Below are 18,931 nucleotides of genomic sequence, written 5' to 3'. Positions count from 1 at the left end.
TATGTTCGTATTCGTCCTTAGATGTGAGTACGTCTAAGCGATAGACCTGATGAGAGGCAAGACCATGTCCCACGCAACGCGCCGCCGCATGGCGACCTTCGCCATCGCGGTGGCCTGCACCGCCGTCGCGGCCTGTGGAAGCACCGAAACCGCGGCGCAGCCCGCGCCTGCCGCGCCGTCCACCCGAATCACCACCGCCTACGACCTGCCGGGCGACGGCGTCTACCCCGAGGGCATCGCCGCCGATCCGCGGACCGGCGACACCTACGTCGGCTCGTTCGCCACCGGAGCCGTCTACCGGGCCACGCCGGGGGCCAAGAAGGCCGAGATCTTCCTGCCTGCGGGTGCCGACGGTCGTAAGACCGCCAACGGACTGAAGGTCGATCAGGCGGGACGGCTCTGGGTGACCGACTCCACCGCCGGAGTTGCCGTGTACGACATCGCGACTCGCGCACTGATCGCCCGTTTCGACGTACCGGGCCCGGCGCCGCGCTTCGTCAATGACCTGGCCATCACCCCGGACGGCACCGCGTACCTGACCGATACCACGCGCAGCGTCGTCTATCGCGTCACCGCCGCGCAGGTGGCCGACGCCGCGGCCAACGGCGGACGTGCCGATATGACAACACAATTCGATCTGAGCACGGTCGTCGCGCCGCATGCCCCCGATGTCTTCACCCTGAACGGGATCGTGGCAGACGCGAGCGGGCGCTACCTACTGACCGTCGACATGAACGTCGGCGAGCTGTACCGCATCGCCCTCACCCCAGACGCCGCGGACCCGATCCGCAAGGTCGACCTGCACGGCGGCAACATGATCCACGGCGACGGATTAGAACTGCGCGACAATACCTTGTGGGTGGTGCAGAACACCGACAACACCATCGCCCGCTGGACCGTCACCGAGGACGGCGCCGCGGCGACCATGGACCACCGCATCACCGACGAATCCTTGGGCCTGCCAACCACATTGGTCCGCGTCAACGATCAAACCCTGGTCGTCGCTTCACAATTCGACAAGGGCGGACCCATGGGCCCCGGCACCCCGAAGCCCTTCACCATCCTGTCCGTCGACGGCAGCTGACCCGAACCACACTTGAATATAGGTTAGCCTTACCTGTATAGTTCGGATCGAAGCGCGGACGGGACTCCGCAGACGCCGAAAGCCGGTCCACCCGAGGGTGGACCGGCTTTCGGTTTCTAAAGGTATTGCCGGGTGGCTGGACTCAGAAGTCCATGCCGCCCATGCCACCGGTCGGGTCGCCGGCAGGTGCGGCGGACTTCTCCGGCTTGTCGGCGACGACGGCCTCGGTGGTGAGGAACAGAGCCGCGATGGACGCCGCGTTCTGCAGCGCGGAGCGGGTGACCTTCACCGGGTCGGCGACACCGGCGGCGAGCAGGTCCTCGTACACGCCGGAATCGGCGTTGAGGCCGTGGCCGGCCGGCAGGTTGGAGACCTTCTCGGCGACAACGCCCGGCTCGAGGCCTGCGTTGAAGGCGATCTGCTTCAGCGGCGCGGACAGCGCGACGCGCACGATGTTCGCGCCCGTCGCCTCGTCACCGGTGAGCTTCAGGTCGTCGAGCGCGGGCGCCGACTGCAGCAGCGCAACGCCACCACCGGCGACGATGCCCTCTTCGACGGCAGCCTTCGCGTTACGCACGGCATCTTCGATGCGGTGCTTGCGCTCCTTGAGCTCGACCTCGGTCGCGGCACCGGCCTTGATGACCGCAACACCGCCGGCCAGCTTGGCCAGACGCTCCTGCAGCTTCTCCCGGTCGTAGTCCGAGTCCGAGTTCTCGATCTCGGCACGGATCTGCTGCACGCGGCCCTTGATGGCCTCCGCGTCGCCCGCGCCCTCGACGATGGTGGTCTCGTCCTTGGTGATGACGACCTTGCGCGCCTGGCCGAGCAGCTCGACGCCGGCGGTCTCCAGGGAGAGGCCGACCTCTTCGCTGATGACCTCGCCACCGGTGAGGATGGCGATGTCGGCGAGCTGCGCCTTGCGGCGGTCACCGAAGCCCGGCGCCTTGACGGCAACGGACTTGAAGGTGCCACGGATCTTGTTGACCACCAGGGTCGACAGGGCTTCGCCCTCGACGTCCTCGGCGATGATCAGCAGCGGCTTGCCGGCCTGGATGACCTTCTCCAGCAGCGGCAGCAGGTCCTTGACGGTCGAAATCTTCGAGCCGACCAGCAGGATGTACGGATCCTCGAGGACCGCTTCCTGACGCTCCGGGTCGGTGACGAAGTAACCCGAGATGTAGCCCTTGTCGAAGCGCATGCCCTCGGTCAGCTCCAGCTGGAGCCCGAAGGTGTTGCTCTCCTCGACGGTGATGACGCCTTCCTTGCCGACCTTGTCCATGGCCTCGGCGATGAGCTCACCGATGGACGAGTCGCCTGCGGAGATACCAGCGGTAGCAGCGATCTGCTCCTTGGTGTCGATCTCCTTGGCGGTGTCGAGCAGCTTGGCGGTGACGGCCTCGACGGCCTTCTCGATGCCGCGCTTCAGGCCGAGGGGGTTCGCGCCGGCCGCGACGTTGCGCAGGCCCTCGCGCACGAGCGCCTGGGCGAGCACGGTGGCGGTGGTGGTGCCGTCGCCAGCGACGTCGTCCGTCTTCTTGGCGACTTCCTTGACCAGCTCGGCGCCGATCTTCTCGTACGGGTCCTCCAGCTCGATCTCCTTGGCGATGGAAACACCATCGTTGGTGATCGTGGGGGCGCCCCACTTCTTCTCCAGGACAACGTTGCGACCCTTCGGCCCCAGCGTCACCTTGACCGCATCAGCGAGGGCATTGAGGCCCCGCTCGAGACCGCGACGGGCCTCTTCGTCGTACGCAATTGTCTTGGCCATGGCGTTGTTGAGATCCTCCATGTGTATGGCTGACACACAGGACGATCACAGGTTGGATCGCCCCATTACGCTGGCCAGGTGCGGTGCCCGCGACGGACGACCGAGGGTGTCGATGGAACCCGGTCTCACCGTCCCGACCTGGCACTCATAGGTAGAGAGTGCCAAAGCCATTTTTAGCACTCGGTCGTGCCGAGTGCAAGGTGCTCTGCCCTATGGCGCCGTTCGCGGTCCCTGCGTGGTCACGCTTCGCTACCGCCTCCGGGCCTGGCGCTCACGGCGCGCCCTATCCCTACGCCCGATCGTCGACGCGCAACACCAACGCGACGAACGCGTCGGTCCGGCGTTCCTCCGGGGACCTCGGCTCGCCACCTTCCACGGTGACCAGCTCCGCGTCGTGCAACAACAACTCCGCTTCGACCCGCATGATCGCCCGAATAAATGGGGGCGCCACCTCGGGGGGAAGGTCACCGTTGACGACATAGCCGCCGTCCGGCTGTGACTCTGTGGACACATAAGAAAGCGCACGCAACAGATCGGCGCGTCGTTCCCCCGCGATTAGGTCGGAATCCGTTTCATCCGCCATTGCTATAGCTTAGCGGGCCAGCATCGAGGGTAGGTTCCGGAGGGGAAATCATGATCATCTCCGGCATCCTCGTCGAAGGGGGACGGCAGTGCACGAACTGCCCTTCGCATCGCTCTACCGGCACGACTTCGCACGGGTGGCGGTGGCCGTGCCCCGGGTGCGGGTCGCGGACCCGGCCTACAACGTCGAGCAGACGCTGCTGCTGGCCAGGCAGGCCGCGGCCGACGCGGTGGTGCTGACCGTCTTCCCTGAGCTAGGGCTTTCCTGCTATACCGCCGACGATCTGTTCCACCAGGACGCGCTGGACGAAGCGGTCGAGGCGGCACTGGCGCGCGTGGTCGCGGAGAGCGTCGACATCGATACGGTGCTGGTGGTCGGCACGCCGGTGCGGACCCAGGGACGGCTGTTCAACTGCGCCGTCGCGGTGTGCCGCGGCGTGGTGCTCGGCGCGGTGCCGAAGAGCTACCTGCCGAACTATCGGGAGTTCTACGAGAAGCGCCAGTTCGCGGCGGCTCGGGAGAACCTCGGCACACACGTCACGATCGCCGGGCAGCGGGTGCCGTTCGGCGCAGATCTGCTGTTCACCGCCAGCAATCTCGACGGGTTCGTGTTCCATCTGGAAATCTGTGAGGACGGGTGGGTTCCGTTGCCGCCCAGCGGTTATGCGGCGCTGGCCGGGGCAACGGTGCTGGTCAACCTGTCGGCGAGCAATATCGTCATCGGCAAGGCGGACTATCGCAGGGCGCTGTGCACGTCGCATTCGGCGCGCTATCTCGCCGCCTATCTGTATTCGGCTGCGGGACATGGGGAATCGACGACCGACCTGGCGTGGGACGGGCAGGCGCTGGTGTGCGAGAACGGTGACCTGCTCGCCGAGGGTGCGCGTTTCGCCGATCAGCCCCAGCTGGTCACCGCCGACCTAGATCTGCGCCGACTGGCCGCGGATCGGCTGCGCACCACCAGCTTTGCTGACAATGTGCACGACCACCGGGAGCGGCTCGCCGAACTGCGTCGCATCGAGGTGGAGTTGCCGATCCCGGCGGGCGCGGTTGAACTTCGGCGCGACATCGAGCGCTTCCCTTACGTGCCTGCCGATCCAGCGGTCCGCAACGACCGCTGCGCCGAAGTGCAGCACATTCAAGTGGAGGGACTGAGTACCCGGCTGCGCGCCACCGGAATGCAGCGGGTCGTCATCGGCGTTTCCGGCGGGCTCGACTCCACCCTGGCGCTGATCGTGGCCGCCCAGACGATGGACCGGCTCGGGCTGCCGCGCGCAAATGTCTTGGCCTACACCATGCCTGGCTTCGCGACCAGCACCCGAACCCGCACCGACGCGCACCGGCTGATGGACGCACTCGGTGTCACCACGCAAGAAATCGACATCCGCCCGTCGGCCACCCAGATGCTGCGCGACCTCGGCCATCCCGCCGCCGACGGCGTGCCGCAGTACGACATCACCTACGAGAACGTGCAGGCGGGCGAGCGCACCTCGCACCTGTTCCGGCTGGCGAACCAGCACGGCGCGCTCGTCATCGGCACCGGCGATCTCAGCGAACTCGCCCTCGGCTGGTGCACTTTCGGCGTCGGCGACCACATGGCGCACTACAGCGTGAACGCGTCGGTGCCCAAGACGCTGATCAAATATCTGATCGCCTGGTCGGTGGACACCGCCGAGTTCGGCCCGGCCGCAGGCGAGGTGCTCGGGTCGATCCTGCGGACGGAGATCTCCCCAGAATTGGTGCCCGACACCGACTCCGCCGCGCCGAGCCAGAGCTCCGAGGCCACCGTCGGCCCCTACGAACTGCAGGACTTCCACCTCTACTACCTGCTCCGCTTCGGCTACCGCCCCAGCCGCATCGCCTACCTAGCCAGCCACGCGTGGTCAGATCCGGCCCAAGGCCCATGGCCCGACCTGATCCCCGCCGACCAGCGCAACGCCTACGACCTGCCCACCATCAAACATTGGCTCGCGGAATTCCTGCGCCGCTTCATCCAAACCAGCCAATTCAAACGCTCAACCCTGCCCAACGCCCCCAAGGTCGGCTCCGGCGGCTCCCTGTCCCCCCGCGGCGACTGGCGCGCCCCAAGCGACGCCTACGCCACAGCCTGGCTGGACGAACTCGACCGCAACGTCCCGAACGAATAGCCGACCCCCAACAATTTGCGTCGGTCAAACCCGTTGCCCTGCAGGGTGATACAACAAGTCTGCACACGGCGCGGGAGCGCAGCGACCAAGCCCAATGGACATAGTGGGCTCGTGACCTAGCCGAGCGGAGCTCGGCGTAGTCACGAGCACGCGGCTTATGGTGGGTCAGTGAGTGAAGCACCCGGCTGGAATGCCATCGACGGCGCGCTGCGTCCGTTGTACGGCGATATCGAACCTTTCCATTGGGCCACCGATCACCGCTGGTCGCTCGGTGGACCCGATCCACTCGACGGCATCAGCGCGTACTCACGCACCGAACCGGTACCGCACTGGCACTACATCGGTTACGGCATGACCGAGCTGTACGAGAAGGAGTGGGACAACCCCGAGAAGTCCGGTTGGGGCTTCGAGTTCACCTTCCGGCTGGTGCGCGGGCCGGCCGACACCGAGCCGCCGGTATGGCCCGCGAACTTCCTGCAGAATCTCGCGCGCTATGTCTTCCAGTCCGGCAAGTGGTTCGAGCCGGGGCACACCATCAAGGCGAACGGCCCGATCGCCGCCGACCAGCCGAATTCGGGCATTCACGCGGTGGGCTTCACCGTCGACCCGGAGCTCGGCACCATCGAAACACCGCACGGCAGTGTGCGATTCCTGCAGATCGTCGGGCTGACGATGCCCGAGTACCGGGCCGCGCAGGGCGGCAAGACGCTCGCATTGCTCGAGGAACTGGCACCCCACCTACCGCTGTACGTCACCGATGTCGAGCGCGAGCCGCTGGTGCCCGAGCCGAAACCCCAAGCGCAATGGCCGCGTTGGGGTGGTGGGTTGCGCGGGCGCGCCTAGGTTTCATGCGGCGCGCAGCAGATCGAGCGGTTGCCGCTGCCCCTGCCGCGCCGCACCCCGCGAGCGGATCAGCCGCCGCCTGCGCACCCGCGCGGCGTTGACCGCACGAAATCCGTTGCGCGCTCGGCGGATCCGTCCGCGAACGGCAGGCCAACCGGCCGCGACCAGGATGGACACCGCGAGGACTACCGCACCGATCTTCATGGCGCCCCTCTCTTCGGCGCCCACCCGCGCCTCATGACTTTTCGGTGTAGAACGCGGACAGGAGTTCGACGATGTGGGCTTCGGTCTTCGTCTTGTCCATGCCGAGCCCGGTGAGCAGGCCCGCCCCGTTCTCCTGTTCGAGCAGAGCGAGCAGGATGTGTTCGGTGCCGACGTAGTTGTGGCCGAGGCGAAGTGCTTCACGGAAGGTGAGTTCGAGGGCCTTCTTGGCTTCCGGATCGAAGGGGATGAGCGGGGGAACCTCGCCTGCCCCGGCGGGCAGCGCGGCCGTCGCGGCCTCGCGCACCGCTTCCAGGGTGATGCCGCTGGTGAGGATCTCTTTCGCGCCGATGCCGTCGGGTTCGGCCAGGAGGCCGAGCACCAGGTGCGTGGTGCCGATCTCCGAGTTTCCGGCGGTACGAGCGGCTTCTTGCGCGGCAACGATGATGGTACGGGCCCGGTCGGTGAACCTGGCGAAGCCCGCGTTGGGATCCATCAGGGCGGCCTGGGCCACATCGCTGGGGCCCTTGGCCACGAAACGCTTCTGCGCGGCCTGCTTGGTGACGCCCATGCTGGCGCCGATGTCGGTCCACGACGCGCCGGTGCGGCGGGCCTGGTCGACGAAGTGACCGATCAGGTGATCGGCCAGTTCACCGAGATGATTGCCGGTGACCACAGCGTCGGACAGTTGGTCGAGCACATTGTCGGGGCGGGCTTTCTTGATACCGTCGATCAGGTCGTCGAGGCGGTAAGGAATCGTCATGCGTCAACGATAGGTTGACGATTGACGACCGTCAACCCCTAGTTGACGAAGGCGAGTCCAGTACCGGACGCCGATGCGGGATCAGCGCATCGGCACCGGAAAGCACCTCGGCGACAGCGGAATTCAGGGGCGAGCGGCCCACCCCGCGCCGCGCACGATCAGCTCCTTCACCCACGCCGCCGTTCGGCCGGTCAGCACGGCTCGCCCCGGCGAATCATCGGCGTGCAGGAATTGAATGAGGCCGTCCCGACGGCCGAGGCTCAGGCACTGCAGCGCGTACCGGAACCGCAACCGCCCCGGCTCTGCACCGCGCAACCTGGCGGCGACGGCATCGGCCGCGTACTTGCCGGTGGGCAGCGCGGTCGCGCAGGCCATCCGCAGTTCGCGGCCGCCGGGACCGGCGACCACCGCGCTGTCGCCCGCCGCGTAAACGTCCGGGTGCGAGATGGACCGCAGCGAGTCATCGGTCCGTACGCGACCCGCACTGTCGACCGAAAGGCCCGCTCGCGCAGCCAGATCCGGCACCGCGAAGCCAGCGGTCCACACGGTCGCCGCCGACTCGATCAGCGTGCCGTCGGCCAGCCGCACGCCGTCCTCGGTCACCTCGATCACCTTGGTATCCGAACGGATCTCGACACCGAGCCGCTCGAGCGCGTGGCGAATGTGTGCCTGTGCCCGCGGCGACAGCCACGCACCCGGCTCGTCGGGACTGAGTAGCAGCACGCGCGAATCAGGTTGCGATTCAGCCAGTTCCGCGGCGAGCTCGATGCCGGTGGCCCCGGCGCCGACCACGACGACGGGCCCTTGAACAGCCTCGAAGCGGTCCGCGTCCTCGGGCGTCGACACCGAGTAGGCATGCTCCGCCACCCCGGGGACGCCGTTCGAGTCGCCGATGCTGCCCAGTGCGTACACGAGGGTGTCGTAATCGAGCGCCGTTGCGGTGTCCAGCAATATCCGCTTGCCCTCGGTGTCGATATCCGTCGCACGGGCCCGCACGAAGTGGATCTTTTTGCTTTCCAGCGGTTCCCGCAGATCCCATGCCGAAATCCGTTGCCCGGCCGCCTGTTGGTGCAGCCGAACCCGTTCGACGAAGCGGACGCGCGCGTCCACCACGGTGACCTCAGCCCCGCGTGCCTTGCTGGCGAGGCGGCCCGCTGCCGCCAGACCCGCGTATCCGGCGCCGAGTACAACTATCCGATGCTGTCCGGTCATTATGTGGCTCCTTTTCGATCGGCCGACACCCTTCAGACCGAATAGCGCCACCGTCCATGACAACTACGCGCCGTGAAGCACATCACTATCCCGCCGAACTGGCGAAAAAGGCCAGCTTCTCCGGACTGACGACCAGCCGCAGCGTGGCGATCGCGCCATCGACCAACTCCACCGCGACCACGGCGACGGGCACATCGTTCGACCGGGCCACCGCGGCGGGCGCGCCGTTGACCTCCTCGATGAGGATCTCCATGCCGGGGACCTCCCACCGGAACAGGCCGGACAGGTACCGCGCGACCTTCGCCGCACCGACCACCGGGCGGCGGGCCGCGTTGACCTGACCGCCGCCGTCCGCGATCGAGACGACATCGGCGGTCAGCATCTGCTCCAGCGACTCGATGTCCCCGGTGCGCGCCGCCTTCAGGAAGCGCTTGATGAGCTCGCCCGCGTATTCGTTCGGAATGTCGAAGCGCGCCCGGCCTTCTCGCACCCGCACCCCCGCCCGCCGATAGACCTGCTGCGAGTTGGCCTCGCTGATGGTGAGCATGTCGGCGATCTCACGGTGGGCGTAACCGAACGCCTCGCGCAGCACGAACACCGCCCGCTCGACCGGCGACAGCCGTTCCAGCGCCGACAGCAGCGCGAACGACACCAGTTCGCGCTCTTCCACGGTCTCCAGCGGGCCGAGCTCACCGCGTTCGGTGGACACCGGCTCGGGCAGCCACGGCCCGACGTAGGTCTCCCGGCGCGCCCGCGCCGACACCAGCCAGGTGCGGCACAGATTCACCAGCACGGTGGTCAACCAGGCCTCGGCGGACCGGATCCTGCTGCGGTCGGCGGCATCCCAGCGCAGATAGGTCTCCTGCACGGCGTCCTCGGCCTCACCGGCCGAGCCGAGCATCCGGTAGGCGAGCGCGAACAGCCTTGGACGATGCGCCACGAATACGCCCAACCCGTCCGGCTCCACCGCTACCTTCTTCCGATCCCGCCCGCCGGATATGACCGTACCGCTCGCCCGCGCGGGCAACCGCAGATGTTCGGCCTTCACCGAATCCGCGATATCCCGCAACCGCTTCAGGCCGAATCTCGCGGCACCGAAGCCGCCGATACCCCACCCGCTGAAGCCGAAGCCACCCACTGCCGCCAGAGTGCCCATGCTGCAAGAGCATTCTCGCCCTGGCTTTTCAAGACCTTAAGAAATCCCAGTAGGAAACAGCTTCAGCGGGACAGGTCGTTGGTGTCCCGCTGCCTGCCGCCTGGCCTGCGCAAACGCAACCGGGCGGTGGAGCCGCGGATGGCGGGACGCCGGATCACCGGGCGCCGCTGCGCGCGCCGCTGGGCGCGACGCTCGGCGGGCTTGTGCGTCCAGGTTTCCGGGCGGGCGGCGACCCAGCGCTGCGAGTGCCAGGCGAACGGGATGTGCACCAGGTACAGCGCGACCAGGATCAGCAGCAGCACGGTCGGATAGGTGACCAGCAGCGCCGCGGCCAGCGCGACGAGCACGAGCAACCCCGCGGCCGCCTGCGGTGCCACCGACACCGACTTCATGGCCAGCGTCGGGACCGTGCTGACGGCCAGTGCCGCCGCGAGCACGGTCCACGCCGCCACCGCGTAGAAGCCGACCCACCAGCCGTCACCGAACAGCACGGACAGCGCGACGGGCACCATCGCGATGAGCGCCGCGGCCGGAGCGGGCACCCCGACGAAGTACTCGCGCGACCATTCCGGCCGGGTGTCATCGTCGAGCAGGGTGTTGAACCTGGCCAGCCGCAGCACGATGCTCACCGCGAACAGCAGGGCGATGATCCAGCCCGCGGTCTCGGAGTGCAGCAACGTCACGTAGAGCACGAGCGCGGGCGCGACGCCGAAGGAGATGGCGTCGGAGAGCGAGTCCAGCTCCGCGCCGATCTTGGAGGTGGCGTCCAGCATTCGGGCCAGCCGGCCGTCGAGGGTGTCGAGCACGGCCGCGGCGCCGACCATCGCGAGCGCGAGGTCTAGGCGGTTGTCCAGACCGAACTTCACCGCGGACAGTCCGGAGCACAGCGCCAGGATGGTCACCACGCTCGGCAGCAGCCGGATCGGGCGGCGCCGTTGCTTGGCCGGAGCAGCCGCCTCCATCATGAAGCGGTGGCTGAGGCCGACCCGAGCAACGCCAGGACGGTTTCGCCGCCGATGGTGCGCTGCCCCGGCTCGACGAGCAGCTCGGTGCCCGCCGGGAAGTAGGTGTCCACCCGGGAGCCGAAGCGGATCAGCCCGTAGGTATCACCGATCGTCAGCACGTCGCCGACCTTGGCGTCGCAGACGATGCGGCGGGCGAGCAGGCCCGCGATCTGCACCACGATCACCTGCTGCCCGGCCGGGGTGTCCAGCACCATGGTGTTGCGCTCGTTCACCGAGCTGGCCTCGGGCAGATCAGCCGAACGGAACTGGCCGGGCTGATGCAGCACCGTGCGCACGACGCCGGATACCGGCGTGCGCTGTACGTGCACGTCGAGCACGGAAAGGAAGATGCTCACCCGGGGCACCGGCTGGTCGCCGAGGCCCAATTCCGCGGGCGGCGCGGCGGTGTCGACGAGGGCGATCTCACCATCGGCAGGCGCGACAACGGCGCCGTGGCGGTTCGGCGCCACCCGGTTCGGGTGACGGAAGAACGTCGCGCACGCGGCGGCGGCCAGCAGGCCCGTCCGGCGCACCCACTTGCGCTTGCCGCCGAGGACAGCGACCGCGAGCGGGGCGGCGACGAACGGAAGCCCGGCGGGATGCAGCGGGGGAATCGCGTTGCGAACCAGATCGGCGACGTGGCCGACTCCGGTGCGGTCAGGCGTGCCGGGCGGCGTGGGACGGCGGGCCACAGGCTCCTCTTTCGTGCTAGATGCAGTCGGATCGCGCCGTCAACCAAAGGACCGGCGCAAGCGTTCACACCTTACGGGAAAGGAGCCTGTGGCACGGAGTCGTCAGCTTCGGACTCGACGACCCGTAACCAGACCGACCAGGAACAGCAGGATCACCGCACCGGCGATGCAGGTGAAGAAGCTGAACCACAGGCCGCCGCCCTCGACGTCGACGCCGAGCAGCTTCAGCAGGAAACCGCCGAGCAGGCCGCCGACGATGCCGACGACGATGTTCAGCAGAATGCCCTGCTGAGCGTCCGTCTTCATGATCTTGCTGGCAATCCACCCGGCAAGACCGCCGATGATGATCCACCCGATAATCCCGAGACCGAGCATGGTGTCCTCGCAATCCGCACCTACCGTCCGTCAAGCGGAAAGACGGCAGACACATAGTTGGGGCACGCTGGACTGAGCTTTCAGCATGCTAACCGGCGTATACCCGGGGTTTGTGAGAATACGCACGGCGAAACGCCGATCCTCGGGCTAATATGAGGGGGCCTCATGTCTACGGCTCCGTAGGTGGCGGCTGATGAGGGATCCATTTTCGAGGCTTCGGGGACAACCCGGCGGCGGTGCCGCAGGTACATAGGAGACGCACATGGCTGCTCGAATCGCCCAGACCACCGGGGCAGAGCACACGGCGATCCTCGGGCTCGGCGTATATCGCCCGGTTCGAGTCGTCACCAACGACGAGGTGGCGGGTCCGATCAACTCGAGCGACGAGTGGATCCAGACCAGGTCCGGCATCAAGTCCCGGCGCTTCGCCGGTGCGTCGGAGACCGTCCAGAGCATGAGCGTCGCCGCCGCACAGGGCGCGCTGGAATCATCGGGCATCGCGGTCGACCAGGTCGATTGCGTGATCGTCGCGACATCGACCCACCTGCTGCTCACCCCCGCCGCCGCACCGCGGATCGCGACCGAACTCGGCATGAACGGCTCGGCCGCCTTCGATGTCTCCGCAGGCTGCGCGGGCTTCTGCCACGCGCTCGCGCTGGCATCGGACCTGGTCCGCGGCGGAACCGCCGGGCACGTGCTGGTGATCGGCGTGGAGAAGCTCACCGACACCGTTAATCCGAAGGACCGTTCGACCGCCTTCCTGTTCGCCGACGGCGCGGGCGCGGTGATCGTCGGCCCGGCCGCCGAGCCGGGCATCGGGCCGACGGTGTGGGGCTCGGACGGCACCCAGCATCACGCGATCCGGCAGGACAAGGACTGGGTCGAATTCTTCCGCGAGATCGAGGAGAAGGGCACCGACGCGGTGCGCCCCTACCTGGCGATGGAGGGCACGGCGGTATTCCGTTGGGCCGCGCACTCGCTGGAGAAGGTATGCCGCGACGCCATCGACCGAGCGGGCCTGTCCACCGACGACCTGAACGCGATGATTCCGCACCAGGCCAACGGCCGGATCATCGAGATCATGGCGCGGGTGCTGAAGCTGCCGGAGAACTGCGCGCTGGCCAACGACATCGAAGAGACCGGCAATACGTCGGCCGCGTCGATCCCGCTGGCCATGGAGGCGATGCTGCGCAAGGGCCAGTCCAAGCCGGGTGACACCGCGCTGCTCATCGCGTTCGGCGCGGGGCTTTCGTATGCGGCGCAGGTGGTTACGTTGCCCAAGTTCGCGATCACGGGGTAATCAGTCTTCGCGCCCGCGCGAAATCAGCTACCCGCGTCCGCGCGAAATCAGCGACCCGCGTCCGCGCGAAATCAACCTAGCCCCCAGGTGACCTTCACGGTGAAGGTCACCGTTTGGGTGCCCGGTTCCAGCGGCACCGACTGCGGTGCCGCGTCCCGGGCGGACATCTTCGCACTGTTGTCGTCGCGGCTGTTCGCCTCGGAGATGGTGATGACCTTCGTCAGCTGCACGCCCGCGAGCACCGCGTACTGCTCGGCCCGAGCCTTGGCGTCGGCGAACGCGCGTGCCCGCGCGTCGGCGAGCAGCTGCGAATTGTCGTCGATCGCGAAAGACACCGAGCGCAGCCGGGTTTCGTTGCCGCCCGCCTTGATCGCGCTGTCCAGCACGCCGGACGCCTTGCTCAGATCGCGCACGACGACGCGAACCGAGTTGCTCGCGCGGTAACCGACGACCGTGTTGCCACCCTCGGTGCCGCCCGCGTATTGCGGCTGGATCGAGACGTCGGTGGTGCGCACGTCCTCCTTGGTGGCACCCGCGGTGACGATCGCGTCGGTCATCGCCCTGGCCCGGTCATTGGCGCGGGCGATGGCGGCCGAGACATTGTCTGCGGTCACTTCGACGCCGATATCGGCATTCAGGATGTCCGGAGCGCCGCGCACCTGACCGCTGCCGACCACGGTGACCTCACGCTCGGGTCCCGAATCGGCGGAGCCACAACCCGCCACCAGAGCGGCGGTCACCGTGAGTGCGGCAATTGCCGCGGACCAGCGCGTCATTCGCATACTCGGCAACTTACGCACCGGACCCCGGCCCGCCGAACGTGAACACGCCGAACTAGTTGTGCGTCTCGACCACGGCCTTGATCTTGTCGAGTGTTTCGTTCATGCCGCGAACCAGCGCCTCCTCGAATGGCACCTCACCACCGAGTGCGGCGTCGATCGACTTGCGGGAAAACCAGCTTGTGCCGTTGGGGACGTCGCGGCGCTCGATCAGCCGGGTGCCGGTCTCGGTCGGCTCCAAGGTGTAACTCCAGATCGACCGGTTTTCGTTGATCTTGAAGGCGAACGCCTGGTTCGGCTCGTATCGCACGATGCGCGCGGTGGTCGGCCAGTATTTCTTGCCGTCGGTATTCAGGTTGAGCACCCAGGTGCCTGGCTTGGGTCTGCCGAGCGGCAGCATCCGTACGCACTGCGGGCTGAACTCGGGCATCCGCTTGAGATTCGAGACCACCGCCCACACTCGGTCCGGCGGCGCGGCGATATCAATGGTGGCTTCGAGATTCTTCGGCAACGCTGCCTCCGGGATTCATGCGAACGAACCGAGAGGTGTCCGGCCGAGCGCGTTTGATGAGTTATGCGCATTTTAATCGGGAAGACAGTTGGGTCACATCCCGCATGTTGTCCGGCGATCTTCGTAATAGCCAGCGCACAATGCCGGATAGAAGAAGCAAAGACACTGCCTCCAGAAATCTTTCCGTCAAACGTGAGGTGACCGGCCGTGAACCTGCGCTCCCTCTTACATCGTCGGCACGCCGAACACGTGCCGCTACTGCCCGCCGACGAGTCCGACGGCGGCCCGCCCGCCCGCGGCCCGTCCCCCGAGAAGCTCGAGCGGCTGCTCACCCCCAACGAGCTCGACCTGATCCGGCACCACAAGCTGTGACGCGGTCCTGTCCGCCACGAGTGAAACACCGACGACACGGTTTGCACCGACGATTCATACTCGTGAGGTGACTTCACCCGCTGCCACGAAACCGGCCATCCTGAGCGTCGACGACGATCCCGGGGTTTCCCGAGCCGTCGTGCGCGACCTGCGGCGCCGCTATGGCGCCGAATACCGGATTCTGCGCGCGGAATCGGGCGCCCAGGCACTCGACGCGCTGCGCGAGATGAAATTGCGCGGCCAGCCGGTCGCCGTCTTGATCGCCGACTACCGGATGCCTGGCATGGACGGCATCGAATTCCTCGAGCAGGCAATGGACCTGCACCCGTTCGCCCGCCGCGTGCTGCTGACCGCCTACGCAGACACCAGCGCCGCGATCAACGCGATCAACGTGGTCGACCTGGACCACTACCTGCTCAAGCCGTGGGACCCGCCGGAGGAGAAGCTGTACCCGGTGCTGGACGGCCTGCTCGACGCCTGGCGCAGCAGTGAGCACCGGCCGGTCACCGAGACCAAGGTGGTCGGCAACCGCTGGTCACCGCGCTCCTCGGAGGTGCGCGAGTTCCTGGCCCGCAATCAACTGCCCTACCGCTGGTACCTGGCCGACGAGCCGGAGGGCGCGCGGCTGCTGGAGGCCGCGGGCGCCGATCCCGAGCGCTGCCCGGTGGTGATCACCGCGGCGGGCGACACCCTGGTGCAGCCGTCGGACAACGAACTCGCCCAGAACGTCGGGCTCACCGTCAACGCGACCGGCGACTTCTACGACCTGATCGTGGTCGGCGGTGGACCGGCTGGCCTCGGCGCTGCGGTGTACGGCGCCTCCGAGGGCCTGCGCACGGTGCTGGTCGAGCGCACCGCGACCGGCGGACAGGCCGGGCAGAGCTCGCGCATCGAGAACTACCTCGGCTTCCCGGACGGGGTGTCCGGCGGCCAGCTGGCCGACCGGGCACGGCGACAGGCCGCGAAGTTCGGCGCCGAGGTGATCACCACCCGCGAGGTGACCGCGCTGGAGGTGAACGGCTCCGCGCGCACGGTGCGCTTCGCCGACGGCGGCAAGCTCTGCGCGCACACGGTGATCATCGCGACCGGCGTCGACTATCGCAGGCATCCCGCCCGCGGCGTCGACGACTTCACCGGGCGCGGTGTGTATTACGGCTCGGCGATGACGGAAGCCGCCGAATGCGCTGACCGCGACGTCTATATCGTCGGCGGCGCGAATTCCGCGGGCCAGGCGGCGGTGTTCTTGTCCCGCAACGCGAAGACGGTGCATCTTGTGGTGCGGTCCGGCTCGCTGGACAACTCGATGTCGCACTACCTGGTCCAGCAGATCGCGCAGCTGCCGAATATCAAGGTGCACACCAATACCGAGGTGATCGCCGCCGACGGCGACGATCACCTGCAGCAGATCGTGTTGCGCGACAACGAGTCGGGTACCGAAGAAAAGGCAGAGGCCGAGCGTCTGTTCCTGTTCATCGGCGCCGCACCGCAAACCGACTGGCTCGACGGCATGGTCAAGCGCGATGAGGCCGGTTATGTGCTGGCCGGGCCGGATCTGATGGTCGACGGCGCACGACCGGCGGGCTGGGAATTGCCCAGGCCGCCCCATCATTTGGAAACAAACGTGCCCGGCGTTTTCGTGGCAGGCGACGTGCACGCCGATTCGGCAAAGCGCGTCGCGTCGGCGGTCGGTGAGGGTGCGATGGCGGTCATGCTCGTGCACCGGTACCTAGCCTGAATAGGAAGGCTGGCAAATGAATTCAACGGAAAACGCGGACCGCAGCAGCCGAATGGTCTGTGACCCAGCGGAATTGCGCACCCTGTTCCTGTTCGAGAAGCTCAACGACGAACAGCTGGACTGGCTGTGCCGGGACGGGCGGATCGAGACCATCGAGCCGGAGTTGGTCTTCCGCGAGGGCGAGCCTGCCACCTGCTTCTACGTGCTGATGGAGGGCGAGGTCGTGCTGACCAAGCTGTCCGGCGGCACCGAGATCGAGCTGGTCCGCACCCAGCATCACGGCGCCTACTCCGGCGCCTGGATGGCCTACATCGGTGACAAGGTCGACCAGACCTACAACGGATCGCTGAAGGTGACCGTGCCGTCGCGGTTCTTCGTGCTCGACGCCGCGATCTTCGCCCAGATGGTGCAGGAATGGTTCCCGATGGCGGTGCACCTGCTCGAGGGGGTGTTCTTCGGCAACCGCAACGCCAACGCGCGGGTCGGCCAGCGCGAGCGACTGCTCGCCCTCGGCTCCCTCTCGGCGGGCCTTACCCATGAGCTGAACAACCCGGCGGCCGCCGCGGTGCGAGCCACCTCCGGCCTGCGCGAACGGGTCGCGGGCATGCGGCACAAGCTGGCGATGATGGCGGACGGCAAGTTCGACACCGCCTCTCTCGGCGCGCTGGTGCGGCTGCAGGAGGAAGCCGCCGCTCAGGTGGCGAAGGCACCGGAGCTGACGCCGATGGAGGCCGCCGATCGCGAGGACGTGCTCGGCGATTGGCTGGAGGAACACGGCATGATCGACGGCTGGAACCTCGCGCCGAACTTCGTCCAGGCCGGGTTCGACGTCGACTGGCTGGAGCGGGTGTCCGCCACCCTCGAAGGCTGCACGGATCAGGTGTTCCAGGGCGCGATCCGCTGGTTGAACTACACCATCGAGACCGAGCTGATGATGAACGAGATCGCCGATTCGACCACGCGCATCTCGTCGCTTGTCAATGCGGCCAAACAGTATTCGCAGATGGACCGGGCGCCGTTCCAGGTGGTCGACATCCACGATCTGCTGGACAGCACGCTGGTGATGCTCAGCCGCAAGATCGGCGACGGGGTCGAGGTGGTCAAGGAGTACGACCGCTCACTACCGCAAGTGCCATGTTACGCAGCGGAATTGAACCAAGTGTGGACCAACTTGATCGACAACGCGGTCTACGCGATGGGCGGCCATGGCACCCTGTCCGTCCGCACCAGGCACGAAAACGATTGCGCCGTCATCGAAATCGGCGACACCGGTCCCGGCATTCCGGAGGACGTGCGCAGCCGCATCTTCGAGCCCTTCTTCACCACCAAGCCGATGGGCGAGGGCACCGGACTCGGCCTGGACATCTCGTTCCGGATCGTGGTGAACAAGCACGACGGCGACATCCAGGTCGACTCGGTGCCTGGCAACACCCGATTCACCGTGTGGCTGCCATTGAACCGCACCCCCGATGACCCGGCGGAGCAGAATCAGCCCGAACCGGAAACCACCTCAGGAGGTCAACGATGACGCAGGAGCTCGAGGGTATCGATACCGCGGTGCCGCCAAGCGGTGCGGGCTGTGTGGAATGCGATGCCGCCCAAGGCTGGTGGGTGCATTTGCGCCGCTGCGCGCAGTGCGGCCACATCGGCTGTTGCGATACCTCGCCCGCCCAGCACGCCACCCTGCACGCGAAGGACACCGGCCACCCGTTCATTCAGAGCTTCGAGCCGGGCGAGGATTGGTACTACAACTTCGCCACCGAGGAAATGTACGGCGACGGACCGGAACTCGCGCCGCCGACCAGCCACCCGGCCGACCAGGGTGCCCCTGGCCCGCGCGACAGGGTGCCCGCGGACTGGCAGGCACACATCCACTGAAACCCCGCGCACCCGGTACGCTGCACCCGATGTGCCGGGTGCGCCGGCTCTGCAATCAGACACAGATCCACCGGGGAAAGCACGGTATGAAGCGAACTTCCGCCATCGTCCTGGTCACCGGGACGGTGGCTTTGCTGCTGGCAGGCTGCGGCCAGTCCTCGAACGATGCCGCCGACGCGAACGGACTGCGCAAGGGCGGCTCGACCACGAGCGCCGTCGCGCCTGCCGCGAAGCCGTCGGCCCCGGCCGCGGCGTCGAGCCCCGGCACACCGGCCCCGCCGACCGCCGAGCAGCCGGGGACGCCCGCGTCCACCGATCCGGCGAAGACCACCTGCGGTGAGTTCAAGAAACTGGACTCCGAGGCGGAGAAGGCCGTGATCGAGCAGATCCTGGCGGCCAACCCGGACAGCAAGTTCGCGGGCAGCCCGAATGTCGCGCTCGGCACGGCCAAGCTGGTCTGCCTGTCCGGCAGCATGGCCGATACCACGGTCGCCCACGCCGCCGGGATCGTCGCTAAGAACAATTAGCC

At 67.2% G+C, this 18,931-nt stretch carries 20 protein-coding genes; 9 read left to right on the top strand and 11 right to left on the bottom strand.

Features of this window, described 5'->3' with window-relative positions; genetic code table 11:
• Positions 1 to 64: 64 nt before the first annotated feature.
• Positions 65 to 1,084 carry an SMP-30/gluconolactonase/LRE family protein gene (locus ACIA8C_RS30000; protein WP_397140472.1) on the top strand — a complete coding sequence of 340 codons (1,020 nt, stop codon included), beginning with the start codon at positions 65 to 67 and terminating at the stop codon, positions 1,082 to 1,084.
• Between the two features lie 142 nt (positions 1,085 to 1,226).
• Here ACIA8C_RS30000 and groL read toward each other — a convergent pair whose 3' ends face one another.
• Together groL and ACIA8C_RS29990 are read right to left on the bottom strand one after the other, a co-directional pair.
• The gene (gene groL, locus ACIA8C_RS29995; RefSeq protein ID WP_397140470.1) at positions 1,227 to 2,852 is read right to left on the bottom strand and encodes a chaperonin GroEL; all 1,626 of its coding nucleotides are present in this window, start codon (positions 2,850 to 2,852) and stop codon (positions 1,227 to 1,229) included.
• Between the two features lie 289 nt (positions 2,853 to 3,141).
• Positions 3,142 to 3,435: a hypothetical protein gene (locus tag ACIA8C_RS29990; RefSeq protein WP_040739548.1), complete on the bottom strand. Its 294-nt coding sequence runs from the start codon at positions 3,433 to 3,435 to the stop codon at positions 3,142 to 3,144.
• Between the two features lie 88 nt (positions 3,436 to 3,523).
• Between ACIA8C_RS29990 and ACIA8C_RS29985 the strand changes: the two genes are divergently transcribed.
• Positions 3,524 to 5,581 carry an NAD(+) synthase gene (locus ACIA8C_RS29985; protein WP_397140467.1) on the top strand — a complete coding sequence of 686 codons (2,058 nt, stop codon included), beginning with the start codon at positions 3,524 to 3,526 and terminating at the stop codon, positions 5,579 to 5,581.
• 168 nt (positions 5,582 to 5,749) lie between these two features.
• Positions 5,750 to 6,424 carry a suppressor of fused domain protein gene (locus ACIA8C_RS29980; RefSeq protein ID WP_397140465.1) on the top strand — a complete coding sequence of 225 codons (675 nt, stop codon included), beginning with the start codon at positions 5,750 to 5,752 and terminating at the stop codon, positions 6,422 to 6,424.
• A 3-nt stretch (positions 6,425 to 6,427) separates the two neighbouring features.
• On the opposite strand, the gene ACIA8C_RS29975 is transcribed toward ACIA8C_RS29980, so the two are convergent.
• The 7 genes from ACIA8C_RS29975 to ACIA8C_RS29945 form a co-directional block, all read right to left on the bottom strand.
• A complete protein-coding gene (locus ACIA8C_RS29975; protein WP_397140463.1) occupies positions 6,428 to 6,628 on the bottom strand; it encodes a hypothetical protein in 201 nt (66 codons plus the stop codon).
• A 31-nt stretch (positions 6,629 to 6,659) separates the two neighbouring features.
• Positions 6,660 to 7,388 carry a Clp protease N-terminal domain-containing protein gene (locus ACIA8C_RS29970; protein WP_397140461.1) on the bottom strand — a complete coding sequence of 243 codons (729 nt, stop codon included), beginning with the start codon at positions 7,386 to 7,388 and terminating at the stop codon, positions 6,660 to 6,662.
• A gap of 123 nt (positions 7,389 to 7,511) precedes the next feature.
• A complete protein-coding gene (locus tag ACIA8C_RS29965) occupies positions 7,512 to 8,600 on the bottom strand; it encodes an NAD(P)/FAD-dependent oxidoreductase (RefSeq protein ID WP_397140459.1) in 1,089 nt (362 codons plus the stop codon).
• 85 nt (positions 8,601 to 8,685) lie between these two features.
• Positions 8,686 to 9,756 (bottom strand): RNA polymerase sigma-70 factor, encoded by a 1,071-nt coding sequence (locus tag ACIA8C_RS29960; RefSeq protein WP_397140457.1) that lies wholly within the window; start codon positions 9,754 to 9,756, stop codon positions 8,686 to 8,688.
• A gap of 62 nt (positions 9,757 to 9,818) precedes the next feature.
• The gene (locus ACIA8C_RS29955; RefSeq protein WP_397140856.1) at positions 9,819 to 10,718 is read right to left on the bottom strand and encodes a CDP-alcohol phosphatidyltransferase family protein; all 900 of its coding nucleotides are present in this window, start codon (positions 10,716 to 10,718) and stop codon (positions 9,819 to 9,821) included.
• Complete coding sequence (locus ACIA8C_RS29950; protein ID WP_397140455.1) at positions 10,718 to 11,452, bottom strand: phosphatidylserine decarboxylase; 735 nt, start codon at positions 11,450 to 11,452, stop codon at positions 10,718 to 10,720. Before ACIA8C_RS29950 ends, ACIA8C_RS29955 begins: the two co-directional genes overlap by 1 nt.
• 102 nt (positions 11,453 to 11,554) lie before the next feature.
• Positions 11,555 to 11,827 carry a GlsB/YeaQ/YmgE family stress response membrane protein gene (locus tag ACIA8C_RS29945; protein ID WP_396995370.1) on the bottom strand — a complete coding sequence of 91 codons (273 nt, stop codon included), beginning with the start codon at positions 11,825 to 11,827 and terminating at the stop codon, positions 11,555 to 11,557.
• Between the two features lie 262 nt (positions 11,828 to 12,089).
• On the opposite strand from ACIA8C_RS29945, the gene ACIA8C_RS29940 reads away from it, so the two are divergent.
• Positions 12,090 to 13,127, top strand: coding sequence for a beta-ketoacyl-ACP synthase III (locus tag ACIA8C_RS29940; protein ID WP_397140453.1), 1,038 nt, complete (start codon positions 12,090 to 12,092; stop codon positions 13,125 to 13,127).
• 71 nt (positions 13,128 to 13,198) lie between these two features.
• Here ACIA8C_RS29940 and ACIA8C_RS29935 read toward each other — a convergent pair whose 3' ends face one another.
• A complete protein-coding gene (locus ACIA8C_RS29935; protein ID WP_397140854.1) occupies positions 13,199 to 13,903 on the bottom strand; it encodes an SIMPL domain-containing protein in 705 nt (234 codons plus the stop codon).
• A 58-nt stretch (positions 13,904 to 13,961) separates the two neighbouring features.
• Complete coding sequence (locus tag ACIA8C_RS29930) at positions 13,962 to 14,417, bottom strand: SRPBCC family protein (protein ID WP_397140451.1); 456 nt, start codon at positions 14,415 to 14,417, stop codon at positions 13,962 to 13,964.
• A 207-nt stretch (positions 14,418 to 14,624) separates the two neighbouring features.
• Between ACIA8C_RS29930 and ACIA8C_RS29925 the strand changes: the two genes are divergently transcribed.
• The 5 genes from ACIA8C_RS29925 to ACIA8C_RS29905 all read left to right on the top strand — a co-directional run bounded on the left by ACIA8C_RS29925 (position 14,625) and on the right by ACIA8C_RS29905 (position 18,929).
• Positions 14,625 to 14,789 (top strand): hypothetical protein, encoded by a 165-nt coding sequence (locus ACIA8C_RS29925; RefSeq protein ID WP_397140449.1) that lies wholly within the window; start codon positions 14,625 to 14,627, stop codon positions 14,787 to 14,789.
• Positions 14,790 to 14,856: 67 nt separating this feature from the next.
• On the top strand, positions 14,857 to 16,524 hold the full coding sequence (locus ACIA8C_RS29920) for an FAD-dependent oxidoreductase (protein WP_397140447.1): 1,668 nt from the start codon (positions 14,857 to 14,859) through the stop codon (positions 16,522 to 16,524).
• 16 nt (positions 16,525 to 16,540) lie between these two features.
• Positions 16,541 to 18,052, top strand: coding sequence for an ATP-binding protein (locus ACIA8C_RS29915; protein ID WP_397140445.1), 1,512 nt, complete (start codon positions 16,541 to 16,543; stop codon positions 18,050 to 18,052).
• Positions 18,049 to 18,402 carry a UBP-type zinc finger domain-containing protein gene (locus ACIA8C_RS29910; RefSeq protein WP_397140443.1) on the top strand — a complete coding sequence of 118 codons (354 nt, stop codon included), beginning with the start codon at positions 18,049 to 18,051 and terminating at the stop codon, positions 18,400 to 18,402. The genes ACIA8C_RS29915 and ACIA8C_RS29910 overlap by 4 nt, the downstream gene beginning before the upstream one ends.
• A gap of 86 nt (positions 18,403 to 18,488) precedes the next feature.
• A complete protein-coding gene (locus ACIA8C_RS29905; RefSeq protein WP_397140441.1) occupies positions 18,489 to 18,929 on the top strand; it encodes a hypothetical protein in 441 nt (146 codons plus the stop codon).
• Positions 18,930 to 18,931 lie beyond the last annotated feature (2 nt).

Origin of the sequence: Nocardia sp. NPDC051321, assembly GCF_044455225.1 — a bacterium.
Taxonomy (GTDB): domain Bacteria; phylum Actinomycetota; class Actinomycetes; order Mycobacteriales; family Mycobacteriaceae; genus Nocardia.
The sequence above is the reverse complement of the archived record's forward strand: the minus strand, read 5'-3'. Positions and strand labels throughout refer to the sequence as shown.

Bases quoted from the DNA above. Each gene is read 5' to 3' on its own strand.
- ACIA8C_RS29905 (WP_397140441.1), top strand. From the start codon at position 18,489: ATGAAGCGAACTTCCGCCATCGTCCTGGTCACCGGGACGGTGGCTTTG.
- ACIA8C_RS29935 (WP_397140854.1), bottom strand. From the start codon at position 13,903: ATGACGCGCTGGTCCGCGGCAATTGCCGCACTCACGGTGACCGCCGCT.
- ACIA8C_RS29945 (WP_396995370.1), bottom strand. From the start codon at position 11,827: ATGCTCGGTCTCGGGATTATCGGGTGGATCATCATCGGCGGTCTTGCC.
- groL (WP_397140470.1), bottom strand. From the start codon at position 2,852: ATGGCCAAGACAATTGCGTACGACGAAGAGGCCCGTCGCGGTCTCGAG.
- ACIA8C_RS29915 (WP_397140445.1), top strand. From the start codon at position 16,541: ATGAATTCAACGGAAAACGCGGACCGCAGCAGCCGAATGGTCTGTGAC.
- ACIA8C_RS29955 (WP_397140856.1), bottom strand. From the start codon at position 10,718: ATGGAGGCGGCTGCTCCGGCCAAGCAACGGCGCCGCCCGATCCGGCTG.
- ACIA8C_RS30000 (WP_397140472.1), top strand. From the start codon at position 65: ATGTCCCACGCAACGCGCCGCCGCATGGCGACCTTCGCCATCGCGGTG.
- ACIA8C_RS29910 (WP_397140443.1), top strand. From the start codon at position 18,049: ATGACGCAGGAGCTCGAGGGTATCGATACCGCGGTGCCGCCAAGCGGT.
- ACIA8C_RS29975 (WP_397140463.1), bottom strand. From the start codon at position 6,628: ATGAAGATCGGTGCGGTAGTCCTCGCGGTGTCCATCCTGGTCGCGGCC.
- ACIA8C_RS29970 (WP_397140461.1), bottom strand. From the start codon at position 7,388: ATGACGATTCCTTACCGCCTCGACGACCTGATCGACGGTATCAAGAAA.
- ACIA8C_RS29990 (WP_040739548.1), bottom strand. From the start codon at position 3,435: ATGGCGGATGAAACGGATTCCGACCTAATCGCGGGGGAACGACGCGCC.
- ACIA8C_RS29940 (WP_397140453.1), top strand. From the start codon at position 12,090: ATGGCTGCTCGAATCGCCCAGACCACCGGGGCAGAGCACACGGCGATC.
- ACIA8C_RS29965 (WP_397140459.1), bottom strand. From the start codon at position 8,600: ATGACCGGACAGCATCGGATAGTTGTACTCGGCGCCGGATACGCGGGT.
- ACIA8C_RS29960 (WP_397140457.1), bottom strand. From the start codon at position 9,756: ATGGGCACTCTGGCGGCAGTGGGTGGCTTCGGCTTCAGCGGGTGGGGT.